This is a genomic window from Parahaliea mediterranea (assembly GCF_017255185.1).
In the GTDB taxonomy this organism is placed as follows: domain Bacteria; phylum Pseudomonadota; class Gammaproteobacteria; order Pseudomonadales; family Halieaceae; genus JAFKCZ01.
The window spans coordinates 37471-57941 of record NZ_JAFKCZ010000020.1 but is presented as its reverse complement, the minus strand read 5'-3'; the positions used below and the strand labels follow the sequence as shown (position 1 = coordinate 57941).

17 protein-coding genes and 1 tRNA gene are annotated in these 20471 nt (G+C 66.0%); 6 read left to right on the top strand and 12 right to left on the bottom strand.

The annotated features are described in order from the left end of the window. Positions 1-20: 20 nt before the first annotated feature. The 10 genes from lapB to gyrA all read right to left on the bottom strand — a co-directional run bounded on the left by lapB (position 21) and on the right by gyrA (position 11869). Positions 21-1235, bottom strand: a complete 1215-nt coding sequence (gene lapB, locus JYP50_RS20235; RefSeq protein WP_206562381.1) for a lipopolysaccharide assembly protein LapB — start codon at positions 1233-1235, stop codon at positions 21-23. Beyond that, positions 1228-1533, bottom strand: a complete 306-nt coding sequence (locus JYP50_RS20230) for a LapA family protein (RefSeq protein WP_206562380.1) — start codon at positions 1531-1533, stop codon at positions 1228-1230. The genes lapB and JYP50_RS20230 overlap by 8 nt, the downstream gene beginning before the upstream one ends. A 229-nt stretch (positions 1534-1762) precedes the next feature. Then, positions 1763-2059 carry an integration host factor subunit beta gene (gene ihfB, locus JYP50_RS20225; RefSeq protein WP_206562379.1) on the bottom strand — a complete coding sequence of 99 codons (297 nt, stop codon included), beginning with the start codon at positions 2057-2059 and terminating at the stop codon, positions 1763-1765. Between the two features lie 167 nt (positions 2060-2226). Further along, positions 2227-3903 carry a 30S ribosomal protein S1 gene (rpsA, locus tag JYP50_RS20220; protein ID WP_206562378.1) on the bottom strand — a complete coding sequence of 559 codons (1677 nt, stop codon included), beginning with the start codon at positions 3901-3903 and terminating at the stop codon, positions 2227-2229. A 188-nt stretch (positions 3904-4091) separates the two neighbouring features. After that, a complete protein-coding gene (gene cmk, locus JYP50_RS20215) occupies positions 4092-4772 on the bottom strand; it encodes a (d)CMP kinase (protein WP_206562377.1) in 681 nt (226 codons plus the stop codon). After that, the gene (gene aroA / locus JYP50_RS20210) at positions 4769-6073 is read right to left on the bottom strand and encodes a 3-phosphoshikimate 1-carboxyvinyltransferase (RefSeq protein ID WP_206562376.1); all 1305 of its coding nucleotides are present in this window, start codon (positions 6071-6073) and stop codon (positions 4769-4771) included. The genes cmk and aroA overlap by 4 nt, the downstream gene beginning before the upstream one ends. 26 nt (positions 6074-6099) lie before the next feature. Further along, on the bottom strand, positions 6100-7005 hold the full coding sequence (locus JYP50_RS20205) for a prephenate dehydrogenase/arogenate dehydrogenase family protein (protein ID WP_206562375.1): 906 nt from the start codon (positions 7003-7005) through the stop codon (positions 6100-6102). Positions 7006-7023: 18 nt separating this feature from the next. Continuing rightward, complete coding sequence (gene pheA, locus JYP50_RS20200) at positions 7024-8142, bottom strand: prephenate dehydratase (protein WP_206562374.1); 1119 nt, start codon at positions 8140-8142, stop codon at positions 7024-7026. Positions 8143-8226: 84 nt separating this feature from the next. Next, a complete protein-coding gene (serC, locus tag JYP50_RS20195; RefSeq protein ID WP_206562373.1) occupies positions 8227-9306 on the bottom strand; it encodes a 3-phosphoserine/phosphohydroxythreonine transaminase in 1080 nt (359 codons plus the stop codon). Position 9307: 1 nt separating this feature from the next. Continuing rightward, a complete protein-coding gene (gene gyrA, locus JYP50_RS20190) occupies positions 9308-11869 on the bottom strand; it encodes a DNA gyrase subunit A (RefSeq protein ID WP_206562372.1) in 2562 nt (853 codons plus the stop codon). A gap of 344 nt (positions 11870-12213) precedes the next feature. On the opposite strand from gyrA, the gene JYP50_RS20185 reads away from it, so the two are divergent. From JYP50_RS20185 to JYP50_RS20165, 5 genes are all read left to right on the top strand, one after another. Continuing rightward, positions 12214-13551, top strand: a complete 1338-nt coding sequence (locus JYP50_RS20185) for a TRZ/ATZ family hydrolase (RefSeq protein WP_206562371.1) — start codon at positions 12214-12216, stop codon at positions 13549-13551. Continuing rightward, on the top strand, positions 13551-14315 hold the full coding sequence (ubiG, locus tag JYP50_RS20180) for a bifunctional 2-polyprenyl-6-hydroxyphenol methylase/3-demethylubiquinol 3-O-methyltransferase UbiG (RefSeq protein ID WP_206562398.1): 765 nt from the start codon (positions 13551-13553) through the stop codon (positions 14313-14315). The genes JYP50_RS20185 and ubiG overlap by 1 nt, the downstream gene beginning before the upstream one ends. Beyond that, positions 14312-14980: an HAD-IA family hydrolase gene (locus JYP50_RS20175; RefSeq protein ID WP_241263370.1), complete on the top strand. Its 669-nt coding sequence runs from the start codon at positions 14312-14314 to the stop codon at positions 14978-14980. Before ubiG ends, JYP50_RS20175 begins: the two co-directional genes overlap by 4 nt. A 28-nt stretch (positions 14981-15008) precedes the next feature. Continuing rightward, complete coding sequence (locus JYP50_RS20170) at positions 15009-15767, top strand: YciK family oxidoreductase (RefSeq protein WP_206562370.1); 759 nt, start codon at positions 15009-15011, stop codon at positions 15765-15767. Between the two features lie 125 nt (positions 15768-15892). Then, positions 15893-16666, top strand: a complete 774-nt coding sequence (locus JYP50_RS20165; protein WP_206562369.1) for an SDR family NAD(P)-dependent oxidoreductase — start codon at positions 15893-15895, stop codon at positions 16664-16666. Between the two features lie 85 nt (positions 16667-16751). On the opposite strand, the gene JYP50_RS20160 is transcribed toward JYP50_RS20165, so the two are convergent. Then, positions 16752-18455, bottom strand: a complete 1704-nt coding sequence (locus JYP50_RS20160; RefSeq protein ID WP_347136882.1) for an AMP-binding protein — start codon at positions 18453-18455, stop codon at positions 16752-16754. 2 nt (positions 18456-18457) lie between these two features. After that, a complete protein-coding gene (locus JYP50_RS20155) occupies positions 18458-20071 on the bottom strand; it encodes an AMP-binding protein (RefSeq protein ID WP_206562367.1) in 1614 nt (537 codons plus the stop codon). Positions 20072-20332: 261 nt separating this feature from the next. On the opposite strand from JYP50_RS20155, the gene JYP50_RS20150 reads away from it, so the two are divergent. Beyond that, a tRNA-Thr gene (locus JYP50_RS20150) sits at positions 20333-20408 on the top strand. Positions 20409-20471 lie beyond the last annotated feature (63 nt).

The following is a 20471-nucleotide window of genomic DNA, read 5'->3' as shown; positions in this document are numbered from 1 at the left end:
GCGCCCGCTTGCCGGGGCGATCAATCCACCCGGGTGCCGCGAATGGCCTTGATGGTGCCCCAGTGCTTACAGCCGGGGCAGTACCAGTGGAGCTGTCGGCCGGCGAAACCACAGTGGCCGCAGCGATAGGCCGGCCGCTCGGCGATCAGCCGATCCACCAGCACCTGCAATAGGCTGAGATTGTCACGCACGCGGCCGCGGGTTTCGTCCATCTGCAGGGCGATCAGGCGCGCCAGGCCGCGCAGCGAAGGCCGCTCCGCCAGTTGTTCCGACAGGAACTCCGCCGCGGCGTCGGCGCCCTCCGCCTCGCGCAAGTCCTCGGCAACCGCCAGCACCAGCGGCGCCGAGGGATTCGCCGCCAGGCAATCCTTGAGGTAAGTGCGCAGGGCGCGGTGATCGTCCAGCTCGCGGTAACTCTTGCGCAAGGTGGCAATGGTCTCGGGGATATAGTCCGGGTCCTGCTGTCGCACCCGGCGCAGGGCTTTCACCGCCTGCTTGTAATTGCCCGCGGCGTACTCAACCTCCCCCTGCATGATCGAGGCGCGCACACACTGCCGATCGTACACCAGGGCCTGTTGCAGCAAGCGGGCCGCCTCCACCAGCTCACCGGCATCGCGCTTGTCGCTCGCCAGCTCGCAGTAGTAGTGCGCCAATGCCACGCTCACCGGCTGCTTCTGCGCGCCGCAGGGCTCCTCGGCCTGCCCCCCCAGCAGCGACTTGCGCGGCAGCAGCGCGGTGGCCACGTCGATGGCCTGCGGCCACTCCCGCTCGCTCTGGTAAATCTCCAGCAGGTAGCGCTGGCTGGCCCTGCGCTGCTCCGGGGACTCCTTGACCAGGTCCAGCAGCAGGCGCTCCGCCCGGTCCAGCAGGCCGGCGCTGATATAGTCCCGGGCCAGTTCCAGGTGGGCCTGGTGGACCTGGACCCGCGGCAGGCTGGGCCGCGCCAGCAGGTTCTGGTGGATGCGGATCGCCCGGTCGACCTCGCCGCGCTTGCGCAGCAGATTACCCAGGGCGATATGGGTCTCCAGGGTTTCGCTGTTGACCTCCAGGGCGTCGATGAAAGCATCCACCGCACCGTCGGGGCGACCGTCGAGCAGGTAGTTCAGGCCGCGGTAATACTGGCTGGGTAAATCTTTCGCGGCGCCCTGGGCCGGCACCGCGCGGCTGCGCCGCCCCATGTACCAGCCAATGCCGATGGCGGCAAACAGCAGGGCGAACAGCAGCAGGTCATTCACTGCCTGTGAGCCCCGCGGTGCGCAGGCGGTCCAGTTCGGCGTTGGCCTTTTGCAACTGGCGGCTGGTCGCGGAGCGGCCGGCGCGCAGTCGCAGGATGACAGCGCCCGAGGCGAGCATGCCGGCAACACCGCCGAGAGCGAAAGCGGACAAGACCCACAGGGCGAGGCTGTGGGACTCGAAAGTGTAAACCAGCAGATCCAGCGGCACGGGGTCGCGGTTCTGCAGCGCGAACAGTACCCCGGCGGCGAGCATGGCCAGGACGATCAGGAGGGAGAGGAGCTTGCGGAGCAGTTTCATGGTCTGGGGCCTGTTCGCATGTGTCGGGGGCGAAGGTGATACCCGTGTAGTCTCAGTTTTATCCGCCTGGCGGAGACCGAATGTATTCGGCCCCGCGGGAGTTGCGGCTGTGCCCGGCTGGCCGAATACATTCGACCCTACGGGAGCTTCGGTTGTGGCCCGGCTGGCCGAATGAATTCGGCCCTACGGGGGCTTCGTTCATGGCCCGGCTGGCCGAATGAATTCGGCCCTACAGTGCTCCTTGCAGGCCCAGGTTGACCCGCTCGCGCAACTCCTTGCCCGGCTTGAAGTGGGGCACGTACTTGCCGGTGAGCTCCACGGTATCGCCGGTTTTGGGGTTGCGGCCGCGGCGTGGCTCCCGGTAGTGCAGCGAAAAGCTGCCGAAACCGCGAATCTCGATGCGCTCGCCCACGGACAGCGCCTGCGACATGTGCTCCAGAATGGTCTTCACCGCCAGCTCGACATCCTTGGCGGAAAGCTGGGTCTGCTTGGCCGCTATGGTTTCAATCAGTTCGCTCTTGGTCATCCAGCCCCCTGCGCACGCGGTTCTTATCCACTGCCCGTCGATTGCAGGATATTGTGAACGCCTGGGACAATTTGCGCAAGTTGTTATTTTTTAACGAAAAAAGGGCCCCGAAGGGCCCTTTTTACAGAATCGGCGGCACGGCGGCCGCCTCAGGATCAGTGCATCGCTTAGGACTTTTCGCCCATCTGCGCCTTGATCAGGTCGCCAATGGTGCCCGGAGAGGTGGCCTCGTCCTGGTCCTTCAGGGACTTCACAGCTTCCTTCTCGTCGTCGTAGTCCTTGGCCTTCACGGACAGGGCAACGACACGGTTCTTGCGATCCACGGAGATGATCTTCGCCTCCACGGTGTCGCCAACTTTGAAGGAATTGCGGGCATCTTCCACGCGGTCGCGGCTGATATCGGAGGCTTTCAGTACGCCCTCGACGTCCTCGGCCAGCTTCACGATCACCGCCTTGGCCTCAACCTCGACCACTTCGCCGCTGACGATGGAGCCGCGATCATTCTCGGCCACATAGTCGGAGAAGGCGTCGCCGTCCAGCTGCTTGATACCCAGGGAGATGCGCTCGCGCTCCGGATCGATGGACAGGATGACGGTTTCGATCTCGTCGCCCTTCTTGTAGTTGCGCACCGCTTCCTCGCCAGCTTCGTTCCAGCTGATGTCGGACAGGTGCACCAGGCCATCGATATTGCCTTCCAGGCCGATGAAGATACCGAAGTCAGTGATCGACTTGATGCTGCCGGAGATCTTGTCGCCCTTGCTGTAAGTGGCGGCAAAAGCGTCCCAGGGGTTCTGCTGGCACTGCTTGATGCCCAGGGAGATGCGGCGACGGTCTTCGTCGATATCCAGCACCATCACCTCGACCTCGTCGCCCAGCTGGACAACCTTGGAGGGGTGGACGTTCTTGTTGGTCCAATCCATCTCGGACACGTGCACCAGGCCTTCCACGCCCTCTTCCAGCTCGGCGAAGCAGCCGTAGTCGGTGAGGTTGGTGACCCGCGCCATGACGCGGCTGCCTTCCGGGTAACGACCGGTGATTTCCACCCAGGGGTCCTCGCCCAGTTGCTTGAGACCCAGGGACACGCGGTTGCGCTCGCGGTCGAACTTGAGGACCTTGACTTCGATTTCCTGGCCCACTTCCACAATCTCGGAGGGGTGCTTGATACGCTTCCAGGCCATATCGGTAATGTGCAGGAGGCCGTCTACGCCACCCAGATCGACGAAGGCGCCGTAGTCGGTCAGGTTCTTCACGATACCCTTGATGGTCATGCCCTCTTGCAGGGCTTCCAGCAGGGCCTCGCGCTCTTCGCTGTTGGCCGCTTCCATCACGGCGCGGCGAGAGACGACCACGTTGTTGCGCTTCTGGTCCAGCTTGATGACCTTGAACTCCAGGTCCTTGCCTTCCAGGTGGGTGGTTTCGCGCACCGGGCGCACATCCACCAGGGAACCGGGCAAGAAGGCGCGGATGGAGTTGATGTCGACGGTAAAGCCACCTTTGACCTTGCCGTTGATAACACCGGTAACCACCTCTTCGGCCTCGTAAGCGGCTTCGAGCTCTTTCCAGGCCTCGGCGCGCTTGGCTTTCTCGCGGGACAGCTTGGTTTCACCGAAACCGTCTTCCACGGTTTCCAGTGCCACCTGTACTTCATCACCCACGCTCAGGGAACACTCCCCGGCAGCGTCGGTAAACTGGGCACGAGGAATCACGCCTTCGGACTTGAGGCCCGCGTGGACGGTGACCCACTCGTTGTCGATGTCGATAACGACGCCGGTGACAATGCTGCCCGGCTCCATCTCGACGGTTTTCAGACTCTCTTCAAAAAGTTCAGCGAAAGATTCGCTCATTCCACATTACCTGTAATAAAGTGATTGCGGTGGCGGGGCCATCGATCAATAACACAATCGCCGCGCTACCTGCTCCGTGCCGCCAGCCGGCCCGGGGTCAATGATCATTACCGTGCCCGGACCACTTCTGGGCCGGTCGCAGACACAGCTTACTGCTTCATCTAGAAGGAGATCGAGGCAAATAGCGGCTAAATAAGCCCTTTTGCCGCAACTTCCCTCATGGCCATCGCAAACACCTCCGCGACCGGAATCGCGGTGCTGTCGATCACGACGGCGTCCTCGGCGGGCAACAGGGGAGCGACCGGACGGCTTCTATCGCGCGCGTCCCGCTCCTCGATGTCCTCGAGAAGGCGCGGGAGACTAACATTTTCTCCCTTGGCTAGCAACTGATCATAGCGCCGCCGGGCGCGCTCCCCGGCCGAGGCGGTGAGGAAAAGCTTGAGCGGAGCGTCGGGAAACACCACGGTTCCCATGTCGCGACCGTCGGCCACCAGGCCCGGGGGCCGACGAAATTCCCGCTGGCGCTGCAACAGGGCCTCGCGCACCGCGGGAATCGCCGCCACGGTAGACGCGCCGCGCCCGCCCTCCTCGGTGCGGATGTCACGGCTGATATCGCAACCCTTGTAGGCCACCAGGATCTCGCCGCTGTCCGCGGCGCTAAAGCTCACCTCCAGGTGCCGCGCCACCGCGGCCACCGCCGCCTCGTCGCCCCAACTCACGCCCTCGATCAGGCAGGCCTGGCCGGTCACCCGGTACAGGGCGCCGCTGTCGAGAAAGTGCCAGCCCAGCCGCTCCGCCAGCATGTGGCTGAGCGTGCCCTTGCCGGCGCCGCTGGGGCCGTCGACGGTGATGACCGGGGCCGCTGTCATTCCGCCAGCGCCGAGACTTGCAGGCCCAGGCCGCGGGCCAGGGCGTCGAAGCCCGGAAAAGACGTGGCCACGTGATCGCAGTCGAGGATGCGGATCTCGCGCTCGGCGCGCAGCGCGGCGATGGCGAAGGACATGGCGATGCGATGGTCGAGGTAGGTGTGAATAACACCCCCGCCAAGGGTGCCGCCATCGATAATGATGCCGTCGTCGAGGATCTCGTTACGGATGCCCAGGGTGGTCAGGCCCTCGGCCATGGCGGCGATGCGATCGCTCTCCTTGACCCGCAGCTCCTCGGCGCCGCGCAACACGGTGCGGCCCTCGGCACAGGCGGCAGCGATGAACAGCGCCGGGAACTCATCGATCGCCAGCGGCACCTGGTCCGGGGGAATCTCAATGCCCTTGAGGGGCGCGTGACGCACGCGGATATCCGCCACCGGCTCGCCGCCCACTTCGCGCTCGTTCTTGAGGGTGATATCCGCGCCCATCAGGGTGAGGATGTTGAGCACGCCGATGCGGGTCGGATTGATGCCGACATGGGTAAGCAGCAGGTCGGAACCCGGAGCGATACTGGCGGCCACCAGGAAAAAGGCGGCCGAGGAAATGTCCGCGGGCACGTCGATATCGGCGGCCTTCAAGCTGCCGCCGCCGGCGAGGCTGATCACGCCGTTGTCGCTTTTCACTTCGTATCCAAAGCCCCGCAGCATGCGCTCGGTGTGATCGCGGGTGGGCGCCGGCTCGGTGACCGAGGTGCGCCCCGAGGCGTAGAGCCCCGCCAGCAGCAGGCAGGACTTCACCTGCGCCGAGGCCATGGGCAGGTCGTAGTGGATGCCTTGCAGCGCGTGGCCGCCGTGGATACGCAGCGGCGGGGTGCCCGCGTCGGCGCTGCTGATTTGCGCGCCCATGCGGGCCAGCGGGTCGATCACCCGCCCCATGGGCCGCTTGCACAGGGAGGCATCCCCGGTGAGCTCGCTGTCGAAGGCCTGGCCCGACAACAGGCCGCAGAGCAGGCGGATGGTGGTGCCCGAGTTGCCCAGGTCGATCGCGTGGGCGGGCGCCTTCAGCCCGTGCAGGCCGACACCCTCGATCGCCACCTCGCCGTCCTCGGGGCCGTCGATGCGCACCCCCATACCGCGAAAGGCCGCCACCGTGGCCAGGGCATCCTCGCCCTCCAGGAAACCGGTGACGTGGGTGGTGCCCTCGGCCAGCGCCCCGAGCATGATGGCGCGGTGGGAGATCGACTTATCTCCCGGTACCCGGGCCTCGCCGGTGATGGCGCCACCCGGCATCAGTTTGAATTCCATAGTTTCTCCCAGATCCCGCCGCGGGCTCAGTTGCGCTGTCGCGCCTCGAGCATGGCGGCAAATTCGTCCCGGGCGGCTTTCGCCCGGCTGAATGTCTGCAGCATGCCCTCGGCATCCTGCGTATCCACGGCCTTGCGCAGGGCCGCCAGGTGGCCGCTGAACTGGTCGATGGTGGCGAGGACCGCCTCGCGGTTGGCGATGGCGATATCCCGCCACATCACCGGGTCCGAGGACGCAATGCGGGTAAAGTCCCGAAAACCGCCGGCGGCGAAACGGAAGATATCGTCGCTCGCCGGGCTCTGGGCCAGGGCGTCCACCAGCGCATAGGCCAGCATGTGGGGCAGGTGGCTGGTGGCCGCCAGCACCGCGTCGTGACTGGCAACGCTCATATCCACCACCTCCGCGCCGGTGGCCAGCCACATGTCGCGCACCAGCTGCACGGCGGCGGGCTCGTTGTCCGCGTCGGGGGTCAGTATCACCCGGTGATTGCGGAACAGGTCGGCGCGCGAGGCCTCCACGCCACTGCGCTCGGATCCCGCGATCGGATGGCCGAGCACCAGGCGCGGCGGCATGCGCCCCCCCCACGCGCCTTGCGCGGCGCGCTGCAGGTTGCCCTTGACGCTGGCCACGTCGGTGATCACCGGCATCGCTTCCTCGCGGCCGGCGTACAGCGGCAAAATCCGCTCCAGCATGCCCGCGGCGACCAGGGTGGGGGTTGCCACCACCACCACGTCGGCGCCCTCGAGCGCGGCGTTCAGGTCCATGGTGTAGTCGTCGATGACCCCGAGTTCCACGCCGCGGGCCAGCGAAGCCTCCCGGTGACCGTGGCCGATGACCCGCGCGCTGAAGCCCCGGGCTTTGAGGGCCCGGGCCAGGGAGCCGCCGATCAGGCCGAGCCCCAGGATTACCGTGGTGTCGATACGCGCTGTCATAACAATCGATGCGGGCGCTTACAGAACCGCCCGGGGATAGGAGCCGAGGGGTTTGAGCAATATGGACTGCTCTTCGAGTTCGGAGACAATGGCACGGATATTGTCATCCTGCAAATGGCCCTCGAACTCAATAAAGAACACATAGGCCCACTTCTCGGTGCGCGAGGGCCGGGTATCGATCCGGGTCAGGCTCACGCCGGCCTTGCGGAAGGGGTCCAGCAGGCTGAACAGGGCCCCCGGCTTGTTGCGGCTGGAGACGATAATCGAGGTCTTGTCGCGGCCGCTGGGAGGCACCTCCTCGCGGCCCACCACCAGGAAGCGGGTGGTGTTGTCGGGGTAGTCCTCAATGTGCTCAGCCAGCTTGTCCAGCGCGTACAGCTCGGCGGCCATGTCCCCCGCCACCGCGGCGACGCCGGGAGTGCTGGCGGCGATGCGCGCCGCCTCGCCGTTGCTGCTCACCGCCTCGCGCTCGACATTGGGCCAGTGCAAATCGAGCCAGTTGCGGCATTGGGCCAGGGCCTGCTGGTGGGCGCAGATCTTGCGCACATCGCCCAGCTCGGTGCCCGGCCGCACCAGCAGGTGGTGCACAATGGCCATCTCCACCTCGCCCGAAATCTTCAGCGACGAATCCATGAAATTGTCGAGAGTGTGGCTGACCATGCCCTCGGTGGAATTCTCCACCGGCACCACGCCGTAGTTGCAGTCACCGGATTCCACCTGGGAGAACACCGCGTCGATGGTGTTCTGCGATACCGGAATGGCGGCGTGGCCAAAGTGCTTGATGGTGGCGGCCTGGGTGAAGGTCCCCTCGGGGCCCAGGTATGCCACTTGCAGCGGCTTTTCCAGCGCCAGGCAGGCGGACATGACCTCGCGGAAGATATGCGCGACGGTCTCCCCCGCCAGGGGGCCGGTGTTGCGATCCATAATGCGCTTGAGCACCTGGGCTTCCCGCTCCGGGCGGTAGTAAACCACCTCGGCCCCGGCCTCGCCCCGCTCCCGGGCCGCCCGCACCTCCTCCAGCTTGATGTCGGCCACGCGCTGGGCGCACTGCGCCCGGCGGTTGAGCAGCGCCTGGATTTCCTGGTCGATGGCGTCGATATCCGCCCGGACCTGTTCGAGAGTTCGCGTGTCAGCCATCTGCTTTCTACAAAACCGCTATGGTTGTTGCGCTTAATCCGGCTTCGGTGAGGCCAGCCCCGTTTCGCATACTTGCCAACGGCATCAGCCGTAACGCTGCTCGAAATCCTGCATAAAGGCGATCAGCGCGTCCACCGAGGCCTCGCTCACCGCGTTGTAAATGCTGGCGCGCATGCCGCCCACCGAGCGGTGACCCTTGAGGTTCAGCAGGTCCGCGCTCTCCGCCTCGGCCAGGAAGGTCTTGTCGAGGCTGTCGTCGGCCAGGGTAAAGGGCACGTTCATCAGCGAACGGCTGGCCAGCTCCACCGGATTGGCGTAGAAGCCGCTGCCGTCGATGGCCGCGTAGAGTTTTTCCGCCTTGCGGCGATTGATCGTCTCCATCGCCGCCAGGCCGCCCTGCGCCTTGAGCCAGTCGAACACCAGGCCGGCGAGATACAGGGCGTAGGTGGGCGGCGTGTTGTACATGGAGTCGTTGTCGGCCGCCACCTGCCAGTTGAGCATGGCCGGGCACAGCTCCGAGGCGCGGCCCAGCAGGTCGCGGCGCACGATGACCAGGGTCAGGCCGGCCGGGCCGATGTTCTTCTGCGCGCCGGCATAGATCGCGCCAAAGCGCGACACGTCGATGGGCCGGGACAGGATGGTGGAGGACATGTCCGCCACCAGCGGCGCGTCGACCTCGGGCACCCAGAAGTATTCCACCCCGCCGATGGTCTCGTTGGGGGTGTAGTGCAAGTAGGCCGCGTCCGCGCCCAGCTGCCAGCTTTCTTGCGCTGGAATGATGGAGAAATTGCTGTCCTCGGCGCTGGCGACCACATTCACTTCGGCGTAGCGCTTGCCCTCGGCGATGGCCTTCTTCGACCACTGCCCGGTGTTGACGTAGTCGGCGCTTCGCTTGTCGCCCAGCAGGTTCAGCGGTACCGCGGAAAACTGGGTGCTGGCGCCGCCCTGCAGGAACAGCACGGCGTAATCGTCGCCAATGCCCAGCAATTCGCGCAGGGCGGCTTCCGCGCGTTCGGCGATACCCACCACTTCCGGGCTGCGATGGCTCATTTCCATCACCGACAGGCCGGCGCCGTGCCAGTCGAGCATCTCCTCGCGGGCGGTTTGCAGGACCGACTCCGGCAGCGCTGCCGGGCCGGCGCAGAAATTGTGCTTGCGGCTCATTCTATTCCTCGTCCCCTTCGATCGCCGGCTCTTCCTCCGGCTCTTCAATCCGCTCGACCCCCACCAGGAACTCGCCGTCCCGGGTGCGGATCACGCGCACGCCCTGGGTGTTGCGGCCCAGCACGGACACTTCGTCCGCGCGGGTGCGCACCAGCGTGCCCATGTTGGAAATCAGCATCAGCTCGTCGCCGTCGAAGACCTGCACCGCCCCCACCATGCGACCGTTGCGCTCGGTGGTGGCCATGGCGATCAGGCCCTTGGTGCCGCGCCCCTTGGTGGGGAACTCGGTGACGTCGGTGCGCTTGCCGTAGCCGTGCTCGGAGGCGGTCAGCACGCGGCCGCCCTCCTGCGGGATGATCAGCGAAATCATCTTGTGGCCCTCGCCCAGGCGGATACCGCGCACGCCGCGGGCGGTGCGGCCCATGGCGCGCACGTCGTTCTCGCTGAAGCGCACCGCCTTGCCCTCGGTGGAAAACAGCATCACGTCGCTCTGGCCGTCGGTAATCGCGGTGCCCACCAGTACGTCGCCCTCTTCCAGCTCCAGGGCGCGCAGGCCCACGCTGCGGGGGCGGGAGAAGTCCGGCAGCGAAGTCTTCTTCACGGTGCCGTTGGCGGTAGCCATGAAGATGTAATAGCCCTCGGTGTATTCATGCACCGGCAGGATGGAGGTGACCCGCTCGCCGTCTTCCAGCGGCAGCAGGTTGACCATCGGCCGGCCGCGGGAGTTACGCCCCGCCAGCGGGATCTGGTAGACCTTGAGCCAGTACACCTTGCCCAGGTTGGAAAAACACAGAATATTGGCGTGGGTGCTGGCGATCAGCAGGTGCTCGACGAAGTCCTCGTCCTTCACCGCCAGGGCCGACTTGCCGGTACCGCCGCGGCGCTGGGCCTGGTAGTCCGACAGCGGCTGGGTCTTGGCGTAGCCGCCGTGGGAGATGGTCACCACCCGGTCTTCCTCGGTGATCAGATCCTCCACGGTCAGGTCGTGCTGGGAGGCGGTGATCTCGGTGAGGCGGTCGTCGCCGTACTCGGTGACGATCTCTTCCAGCTCCTCGCGGATCACCAGCTTCAGGCGGTCCGGATCGGCCAGGATCTCCAGGTAGTCGGCGATCTCCGCCAGTTTCTCCTGGTACTCGTTGAGCAGCTTTTCGTGCTCCAGGCCGGTGAGGCGGTGCAGGCGCAGATCGAGGATGGCCTGGGCCTGGGCCGGCGACAGGTAGTACTGCCCGTCGCGCAGGCCGTAGTGGGGCTCCAGGTCCTCGGGACGGCAGGCGTCGTCGCCGGCGCGCTCCAGCATGGCGTTGACGTCGCCCGGCGCCCAGGAACGGGCTATCAGCTGCTCCTTGGCTTCCGCCGAGCTCGGCGAGGCCTTGATCAACTCGATTACCGGGTCGATATTGGCCAGGGCGATCGCCAGGCCCTCGAGGATATGGCCGCGCTCCCGCGCCTTGCGCAGCAGGTAGACCGTGCGCCGGGTCACCACCTCGCGGCGGTGGCGGATAAAGGCTTCCAGCACCTGCTTGAGGTTGAGCACCTTGGGCTGGCCGTCCACCAGCGCCACCATATTGATGCCGAACACCGATTGCAGCTGGGTCTGGGCGTAAAGATTGTTGAGCACCACGTCGCCGATCTCGCCGCGGCGCAGCTCAATGACCACGCGCAGGCCGTCCTTGTCGGACTCGTCGCGCAGCTCGGTGATGCCCTCGATCTTCTTCTCCTTGACCAGCTCGGCAATGCGCTCAATCAGGCGCGCCTTGTTCAGCTGGTAGGGAATCTCGTGCACGATGATGATGTCACGGCCCCTTTTCTCGTCCGTGATCACCTCGGCCCGGGCGCGCACGTAGATGCGACCGCGGCCGGTGCGGTAGGCCTGGATGATGCCGGCGCGGCCGTTGATGATGGCGCCGGTGGGGAAGTCGGGGCCCGGGATGTGCTCCATCAGCTCATCCACGGTCAACTCGGGGTTGCCCAGCAGGGCCAGGCAGCCGCTGACCACCTCCCGGAGGTTGTGCGGCGGGATATTGGTGGCCATGCCCACCGCGATGCCGGAGGAGCCATTGACCAGCAGGTTGGGCACCCGCGTGGGCAGCACCTCGGGGATGCGCTCGGTACCGTCGTAGTTATCGACGAAGTCCACCGTCTCCTTGTCGAGATCCGCCAGCATGGCGTGGGAGATCTTGCGCATGCGGATTTCGGTGTAGCGCATGGCCGCGGCGTTGTCGCCGTCGATGGAACCGAAGTTGCCCTGGCCATCCACCAGCATGTAGCGCAGGGAGAAGGGCTGGGCCATGCGCACGATGGTGTCGTACACCGCGGAGTCGCCGTGGGGGTGGTATTTACCGATCACGTCACCGACCACGCGGGCCGATTTCTTGTAGGCCTTGTTCCAGTCGTTGTTCAGCTCGTTCATGGCGAACAGCACCCGGCGATGCACGGGTTTGAGGCCGTCGCGCACATCCGGCAGGGCGCGCCCGACGATCACGCTCATGGCATAGTCGAGGTACGACTGTTTCAGCTCGTCTTCAATATTGACGGGCAGGATTTCTTTGGCTAACTCACCCATTTACTGCGAATTCCTTCAGCGAAAGCAGGGGGCCTTATTGTTCGCCCGAGGCGGGATTACAGCGAATGTGGGCCTGCCCCCAAGGCGAAGCCGCACGCATCTAGAGCAAACCACTCGCCTATAAAACGAGCCGCACGCGCCTCGACACAAACCGCCGATTATACGGAAGAAGCGGAACTGCCGCCATGCTTTTGCCGATTTTGGCCGCCGTTCGGGCAGCCGGGGGCCTTTTGCGGTTATACTGGCGCGCGTACTGAAGCGGCGCCGAGAAGGCCGCCGCGATTGATCGTATTTTGAACAGACCGTGCCGACCCAGCCCGACTACAGCCAGGAAACCCGCACCGATGTCGCCGCCTGCCGAAACCGTGGACACCCTCATCCATCCCGGATGGATCATCCCGGTGAATCCCGCCGGGGAGGTGCTCACCGGCTACAGCCTCGCCATCCGCGGCGAGCATATCGCCGCCCTGCTGCCCCGGGAGGAAACCCGCCACTGGCAGGCCGATCGGGAGCTGGAACTGCCGGATCACGCGGTGCTGCCGGGCCTGGTCAATGCCCACGGCCACGCCGCGATGAGCCTGCTGCGCGGCTTTGCCGACGACCGGTCCCTGATGCCCTGGCTGCAGGAGGACATCTGGCCGGCGGAAGCGGCCCATGTCAGCGAACAGTTCGTGGCCGATGGCGCGGAGCTGGCAGTGGCGGAGATGATTCGCGGCGGCACCACCACCTTCAGCGACATGTATTTCTTTCCCGAGGCCACCGCCCGGGTGGTGCAGTCCAGTGGCATGCGCTGCCAGCTGGCGATTCCCATTATCGGTTTCCAGACCGCCTGGGCCCGCGACGCCCGGGAATGCATCAGCAAGGGGCTGGCGCTGCGGGACGAGCTCAAGCACCGCGAGCGCATCACCGTGGTGTTCGGCCCCCACGCCACCTATACCGTGCCGGAGCCGGACCTCGAACGGGTCGCCACCCTGGCGGCGGAACTGGACCTGCCGGTGCAAATCCACTTGCACGAAACCGCCGGCGAGGTACTGCAGGCGGTGGAGGAGCGCGGCGAGCGCCCCATCGACAGCCTGCAACGCCTGGGCCTGCTGGGCCCGCGCACCCAGTGCGTGCACATGACCGACCTGGGGGAGCAGGACATCGCCCTGCTGGCGGCAAGCGGCGCCCATGTGATCCACTGCCCGCAGTCGAACATGAAGCTAGCCTCGGGCTCCTGCCCGGTGGACAGGTTGCAGGCCGCCGGGGTCAACCTGGGCCTGGGCACCGACGGGGCGGCCAGCAACAACGGGCTCAACATGTTCCTTGAGATGCACACCGCCGCCCTGCTCGCCAAGCTGCGCAGCGGCGACGCCACCGCCCTGCCCGCCGCGTCGGCCCTACACATGGCCACCCTGGGCGGCGCCCGGGCGCTGGGCCTCGACGACCGCATCGGCAGCCTGGAAGCGGGCAAGCAGGCGGACCTCATCGCGGTGGACCTCGGCGGCCCCGAGACCCAACCGGTGTACAACCCGCTGTCACAGCTGGTCTACGCCTGCAACGGCAGCCAGGTCACCCACAGCTGGGTGGCCGGCCGCCCCCTGCTGGCCGAGCGCCAGCTCACCACCATTGACACGCGCGCCCTCAATGCCCGGGTTACCCGCTGGCAGGGCGCCATTGCCGGACACAGGACCACCGCATGATGAGCGAGAGCACGACCGCCGACGGCGCCGACACTGTCGATAGCCCTACCGACAACGCTAGCGACAGAAACGTCGACCCCCAGGAAATCGCCAAGTTCGAGGCCCTGGCCTCGCGCTGGTGGGATCGCGACAGCGAATTCCGCCCCCTGCACGAGATCAATCCGCTGCGGGCGAACTTCATCGACGAACTGTCGCCGGTGGCGGGCAAGCGCCTGGTGGATGTGGGCTGCGGCGGCGGCATTCTCGCCGAGGCCATGGCCCAGCGCGGAGCAAAGGTGACCGGCATCGACATGGGGGAGGCGCCGCTCGCGGTGGCGCGCATCCACCAGCTGGAGTCCGGGGTCGAGGTGGACTACCGCCAGTGCACCGCCGAAACCCTGGCCGCGGAGCAGCCCGGCGGTTTCGACGTCGTCTGCTGCCTGGAAATGCTCGAACACGTACCGGACCCGGCCTCGGTGGTGTCCGCCTGCGCCGAACTGGCCGCCCCCGGGGGCAACCTGTATTTCTCGACCATCAACCGCAACCCCAAGGCCTTCGCCTTCGCCATCGTCGGCGCGGAGTACATCCTCAAGCTCCTGCCCACCGGCACCCACGAATACAACAAGTTCATCAAACCCTCGGAGCTGGCCGGCTGGATACGCGACGCCGGCCTGCAGCTCCGGGAGATGACGGGGCTCACCTACAACCCCCTCAGCAAGCGCTACAAACTGCACCCCACCGACGTAACGGTGAACTACATGGTGCGCGCGGAGAAACCCGCATGATGGCCCGCAAACACCCTCTCCAAGCCGTTATCTTCGACCTCGACGGCACCCTCATCGACACCGCCAGCGAATTCGTGGTGGTGGTGCAGGCCCTGCGCGCCGAGCACGGCCTGGGACCGCTGCCCGAGGACCGCATCCGCGCCTCGGTGTCCAACGGTGCCCGCGCGCTGGTGGCCCTGGCCCTGGACATCACCGAGGACGCCCCGGAATTCGAGGACCGGCGCCAGCGCTTGCTGGCACTGTACAGCGAGGTGCTGGGCACCACCGCCGCGCCCTATCCCGGCATTACCGAGTTGCTGGGCGCGCTGGCCGAGCGCGGCATCGGCTGGGGCATCTCCACCAACAAACCCCGGGCCTACACCGCGCCCCTGCTGGAGGCCCTCGCCATTCGGCCCGCCGCCGGCAGCGTGGTGTGCCCCGACGACGTGGCCCAGCGCAAGCCCCACCCGGAATCGCTGTACCTGAACTGCCGGCAGCTGGACTGTAGCCCCGCGGGGGCCATCTACGTTGGCGACCACCGCCGGGACATCGAGGCCGGGCGCCGGGCCGGCATGCACACCATCGCCGCCCTCTACGGCTATATTGAGCCGGGCGACGACCCGGCCAGCTGGGGCGCGCACCAGAGCGTCGCACGCAGCGGCGACCTGCAAGCGCTGATTCTCTGAACCCGCCCTATCCGCAAGGACCACAGACATGAGCAGCACCATCAATCCCCGGGAATACCGGGCGCGGCCCGACCTGCTGGCGGGCAAGCACATCCTGGTCACCGGCGCCGGCGACGGCATTGGCCGCGTCGCGGCCCAGGCTTACGCCGCCCACGGCGCTACGGTCATCCTGCTGGGGCGCACCGTCGAGAAGCTGGAAGCGGTCTACGACGCCATCGAAGCCGCCGGCCATCCCCAGCCCGCCATTTTTCCAATGGATCTCGCCACCGCCGGCGAGGAGCAATGCCGCGAGCTGGCCGCGGCCCTGGAGGAGAACTTCGGCCACCTGGACGGCCTGCTGCACAACGCCAGCGTGCTGGGCGAGCGACGCCCCATCGAGAGCGCCACCTACAAGGCCTGGCAGGAAGTGATGCAGGTCAACGTGAACGCCCAGTTCCTGCTCACCCGCCACCTGCTGCCGCTGCTGCAGGCGGCGCCGACCGCCTCGATCGTCTTCACCTCTTCCGGTGTCGGCCGGCGCGGCAAGGCCTACTGGGGCGCCTACGCGGTATCCAAGTTCGCCACCGAAGGCCTGATGCAGGTACTGGCGGCGGAGCTGGAAAACACCTCCCGGGTACGCGTGAACAGCCTCAATCCCGGCGCCACCAACACCGCCATGCGCCGCTCGGCCTACCCGGCGGAAAACCCCACCGACAACCCCTCGGCGGAGGACATCATGCCCGTCTATCTCTACCTGATGGGAGCGGACAGCGCCGGCGTGCACGGCCAGGCGCTGGACGCGCAGTAAAGTACCGCCGCCACCGCGCCCCCGGCCGAAAACCCGGGCTCTGTCCGGGAGCCGACATTTTCAATGCAAGCAAGTGCCTATACTGTCTGGCCGGGTGAATCACCGAGCGATAGCAGGCAGGCACGATGGAAAACTTCAACAAAGCACTGGTTACCGGGTGCGGCCGCGGCATCGGCGCGGCCGTCGCCCGTGAATTGTCGGCACGATCAATCGAGCTGGTCGCCCTCAACCGCTCCCGGGAACCGCTGGAGGGGGTGATCGAGAGCCTGGGTGACTCCGCGCCGATCAGCCCCTACTACATCGATGTCACTGACTTTGAGGCGCTGGACTCCCTGCTCGGGGACATCTGCGACGCCCATCCCGATATCGACCTGGTTATTCTCAACGCCGGACTGGACCGGCCGCAGCGCATCGAGTCCTTTGACTGGCGCATCGCCCGGCAGCAGATCGACACCAACCTCACCGCCAACTACGTGTTCGCCGCGCGCCTGCTGCCCCGCCTGCTCGAGCGGGGCGCGGGGCGTTTTGCGGTAGTCTCCAGCCTGGGCTCCTACGCCGGCTGCCCCTATGAGCACGCCTACAACGCCAGCAAGGCGGGAGCGCGAATGCTAATCGACGGCCTGCGGGCGGAGTTGCTGCATACGCCGATCGGCGTCACCGGAATCTACCCGGGCTTCGTCGCCACCGAGATGATCGCCGGCAACGCCTTCGATTCCTCCTCGGCGATCGCGGTGGATGAGGCCGGACGACTCATCGTCGAGGGCCTGGCGCGGGGACAGGACGAAGTCACCTTCCCGGCGGAGATGGGCCAGTTGGTATCCCAGGTCGTGGCCATGCCGCCCCGCGAGCGGGCCGAAGTGGTGCGCAAACTGATGAGCAGCGAGTTCAATACAGCCTGAGAGGCTGCCACCAGCGGCTCGCAGACAGCATTCGCGAAAGCTCCAACGGAGGCTCCCGGCGCCATCCATACCGGGAGCGGTTCTGTCATGCGCTGTTATCGTGGCGGGACAACTCGTCCAGCATCTGCTCGCGCATGCGGAATTTCTGTATCTTGCCGGTCACCGTCATCGGGAACTCATCCACGAAACGCAGCACCGCCGGCACCTTGAAATGGGCGATGCGGTCGCGGCAATGCGCCAGCACCTCCTCCTCGGTGAGACTCTCGCCCTCCTTCAGGTGAATCCAGGCGCAAACCTGTTCGCCGTATTTTTCATCGGGGATACCGAACACCTGGGCATCCTGGACCTGTGGCAGGGTATAGAGAAACTCCTCGATTTCCCGGGGATAGATATTCTCACCCCCGCGGATGATCATGTCCTTGATGCGGCCGACAATGTCGACATAGCCATCGTCATCCATCACCCCCAGATCACCCGAATGTAGCCAGCCCTCGGCGTCGATGGTCTCCCGGGTGCGGGCGTCGTCGTCCCAGTAGTAGCGCATCACCGAATAACCCCGGGTACATATCTCGCCGCGCTCTCCCCGCGGCACCACCGCGCCGTCCTCCCCCACCAGCTTCACTTCCAGGTGAGGCCCCGCGCGGCCCACGGTATTGACCCGCTTGTCGAGGGGGTCGTCCACCGCGGTCATGTGGTTCACCGGACTGGTTTCGGTCTGGCCGTAGGCGATCAGGATGTCGCTCATGTGCATGCGCCCGATGACCTGCTTCATCACTTCCACCGGGCAGGGCGCCCCGGCCATGATGCCCGTGCGCAGCGACGACAGGTCATACCGCCCGAAATTGGGGCAGTCCAATTCGGCGATAAACATCGTGGGCACCCCGTGCAGCGCGGTACAGGCTTCCGCCTCCACCGCCGCCAGGGTCGCCTCCGGCTCGAAGGCCTCGGCAGGGAACACCGCGGCGCTGCCGTGGGTCACGCAGGCCAGGTTGCTCATTACCATGCCAAAGCAGTGATACAGCGGCACCGGGATACACAGCCGGTCTGCGGAAGTGAGCAACATGCCGTCGCCGACCACCTTGCCATTATTGAGGATATTGCGGTGGCTCAGGGTGGCGCCCTTGGGGTTGCCGGTAGTGCCGCTGGTGAACTGGATGTTAATGGGGTCGTCCGGCGACAGGCGGCCGGCGATGGCTTCCAGCTCGCGGTAGTGATCCTCGCCGCCCATGGCGCAGACCCCATCGAAATTAAACATACCGGGCGAGGGTTCGGCGCCCATGCGCACCACGACCTCCAGGTGCGGCAGGCGCGCGCAATCCACTCGCGAGCCCGCATCGGCGTCGCGCATCTCCGGCGCCAGCTTGTAGAGCATCTCCAGGTACTCGCTGGACTTGAAGCGCTCGGCGGTGACCAGCGCCCGGCACTGCACCTTGTTCAACGCGTACTCCAGCTCGTGCACCCGGTAGGCGGGATTGATGCACACCATGATCGCGCCGATACGCGCAGTGGCGAACTGGGTCAGGCACCACTCCACACAGTTTGGCGCCCAGATGCCCACCCGGTCCCCGGGCTCGACGCCCAGGGCCAACAGCCCGGTGGCCAGGCGGTCCACCTCCCGCAGGTATTCCCGATAGCTCCAGCGCACCCCCTGGTGGCGCACCACCAGGGCCAGCTGGTCGGGGTACCGTCGCGCGATGCGCTCGAGGCAGACGCCAATGGTTTCCTCAAGAAGCGGCTGGTCGCGGGGCCCCTCGGCCGCGCTGGGACGTGACGGTTCGGCCTTGCTCACGGTTATTCCCTCCATTCGGCGTCGCGCAACTCCACGCGACGGATCTTGCCGCTGACAGTCTTGGGCAGTTCCTCCACAAAAGCAATTTTACGCGGATACTTGTAGGGCGCGGTCACCCGCTTGACGTGATCCTTGATCTCCCGTTCCAGCTCGGGCCCCGCTTCATAGCCGCCAGCCAGCACGATAAAGGCCTTCACCACTTCGCCCCGGTCCGGATCGGGGCTGGCCACCACGGCCGACTCGATCACCGCCGGATGTTCCAGCAGCGCGCTCTCTACCTCGAAGGGGCCGATACGGTAACCGGCGGAGAGAATCACATCGTCGGCGCGACTGACAAACCAGAAGTAACCGTCCTCGTCACAACGCGCGCGATCACCGGTGATGTACCAGTCGCCGCGGAAGCAGGCCGCGGTTTTTTCCGGTTGCCCCCGGTACTCCTTGAACAGGCCCAGCGGCGGCGCCGGCTTCACCCGCACCGCGACGTCGCCCTCGGCACCCGGGGGCAGGGGATTACCGGCATCGTCGATCACCGCCAGCTCGATACCCGGCGACGGCTTGCCCATCGACCCGGGCCGGGCCGCGACGTCCAGCATGTTGCCGCACAGCAGGGTGGTTTCGGTCTGGCCATAGCCGTCGCGAATGGTCAGGCCCGTGGCCCGCCGCCAGCGCTCGATCACTTCCGGGTTGAGGGGCTCGCCGGCGCCCACGCAGCTGCGCAACTTGTCAAAGGCATAGTCCGCCAACGGCTGCTGTACAAACATCCGGTAGACCGTCGGCGCGCCGCAGAAGGAGGTAATGGGATAGCGCCCGAACATCGCCAGGCTGGCAGCCGGGTCGAAGCCGGAGGTGTGGTGCACGAACAGCGCCGCCCCGCGCAACCAGGGTGCGAAATAGCTGCTCCAGGCCGCCTTGGCCCAGCCGGTGTCACTGATGTTCCAGTGCAGGTCATCGTCCGAGAGGTCCAGCCAGTAGCGCCCGGTGGTTTCATGCCCCAGGGCGTAGAGGTGATTGTGAATGCACATCTTCGGGTAACCGGTGGTTCCCGAGGTGAAGTAACACAGGGCATCCTCTTCGGCGGCGGTGTCGACCGGGGTGAACGCCGCGGATGCCGAGACGCTCGCGCCATCGTAGTCAATCCAACCCTCGCGCGCCCCGCCCACCAGGATACGGCTGTGCAGGGTGTCGCAGTCTGCGGCCACGGCATCGACCTTGTCGGCGCAGGAGGCATCGGTAACCACGCAGACCGCCTCGGCGGCACCGACACGGTAGGCGATATCCTTGGCCGACAATTGCGTGGTGCCCGGCGCCGCCACCGCGCCCATCTTCAGGCAGGCCGTAACCACCTCCCACCAGGCCACCTGCCTGGTAAGCAGCACAACGACGCGATCACCCCGGCGGACGCCCGCCGCGGCCAGCATATTGGCGACTCGCGACGAGCGTTCGCTGAAGTGGTTGAAGTCCAGCTCACGCTCGGTGCCGCTGTCGTCAACCCAGAGCATGGCCCGCTGGCCGGGCCGTTCCCGCGCCAGCCGGTCGACGGTATCGCGGGCAAAATTATAGTGATCCGGGCGGTCCCAGGCGAACTCGCGCCGGGCCGATTCGTACTGCGCAGTCATGGTGGTTAGCATCTCCTAAGGCCCCGTCGGGACCGACCGGGGCAGTAAAACAGGCCTCGGGGGCACTAGCCACCCTACCTTGGTCGAAGGATACTCCCCTTGCGGTAACAGGCCATGAGCATTTTCCGTCATGCCTGCGCCCCGACCCAGCGCCGCCCCCAATTTGCGGAGTGTGGTGGATTGGGAAGCGGTGGCGGTTCGCGGCGGAAAACGGGGCAGGTGATTGACGCCGGTGTACAGTGCGGTAAACTTCGCGCCCATGCCGGCATAGCTCAGTTGGTAGAGCAGCGCATTCGTAATGCGAAGGTCGTAGGTTCAACTCCTATTGCCGGCACCATTTCCCAATGGGTCTATTCTGACCACATAGGTAGCCGTCTTTCCAATCGAAAGTCTTCCCCGC

Coding starts and splice junctions, on each gene's coding strand:
- JYP50_RS20230 (WP_206562380.1), bottom strand. CDS start 1,533: ATGAAACTGCTCCGCAAGCTCCTCTCCCTCCTGATCGTCCTGGCCATG.
- ihfB (WP_206562379.1), bottom strand. CDS start 2,059: ATGACCAAGAGCGAACTGATTGAAACCATAGCGGCCAAGCAGACCCAG.
- rpsA (WP_206562378.1), bottom strand. CDS start 3,903: ATGAGCGAATCTTTCGCTGAACTTTTTGAAGAGAGTCTGAAAACCGTC.
- cmk (WP_206562377.1), bottom strand. CDS start 4,772: ATGACAGCGGCCCCGGTCATCACCGTCGACGGCCCCAGCGGCGCCGGC.
- aroA (WP_206562376.1), bottom strand. CDS start 6,073: ATGGAATTCAAACTGATGCCGGGTGGCGCCATCACCGGCGAGGCCCGG.
- JYP50_RS20205 (WP_206562375.1), bottom strand. CDS start 7,005: ATGACAGCGCGTATCGACACCACGGTAATCCTGGGGCTCGGCCTGATC.
- pheA (WP_206562374.1), bottom strand. CDS start 8,142: ATGGCTGACACGCGAACTCTCGAACAGGTCCGGGCGGATATCGACGCC.
- serC (WP_206562373.1), bottom strand. CDS start 9,306: ATGAGCCGCAAGCACAATTTCTGCGCCGGCCCGGCAGCGCTGCCGGAG.
- gyrA (WP_206562372.1), bottom strand. CDS start 11,869: ATGGGTGAGTTAGCCAAAGAAATCCTGCCCGTCAATATTGAAGACGAG.
- JYP50_RS20185 (WP_206562371.1), top strand. CDS start 12,214: ATGTCGCCGCCTGCCGAAACCGTGGACACCCTCATCCATCCCGGATGG.
- ubiG (WP_206562398.1), top strand. CDS start 13,551: ATGAGCGAGAGCACGACCGCCGACGGCGCCGACACTGTCGATAGCCCT.
- JYP50_RS20175 (WP_241263370.1), top strand. CDS start 14,312: ATGATGGCCCGCAAACACCCTCTCCAAGCCGTTATCTTCGACCTCGAC.
- JYP50_RS20170 (WP_206562370.1), top strand. CDS start 15,009: ATGAGCAGCACCATCAATCCCCGGGAATACCGGGCGCGGCCCGACCTG.
- JYP50_RS20165 (WP_206562369.1), top strand. CDS start 15,893: ATGGAAAACTTCAACAAAGCACTGGTTACCGGGTGCGGCCGCGGCATC.
- JYP50_RS20155 (WP_206562367.1), bottom strand. CDS start 20,071: ATGACTGCGCAGTACGAATCGGCCCGGCGCGAGTTCGCCTGGGACCGC.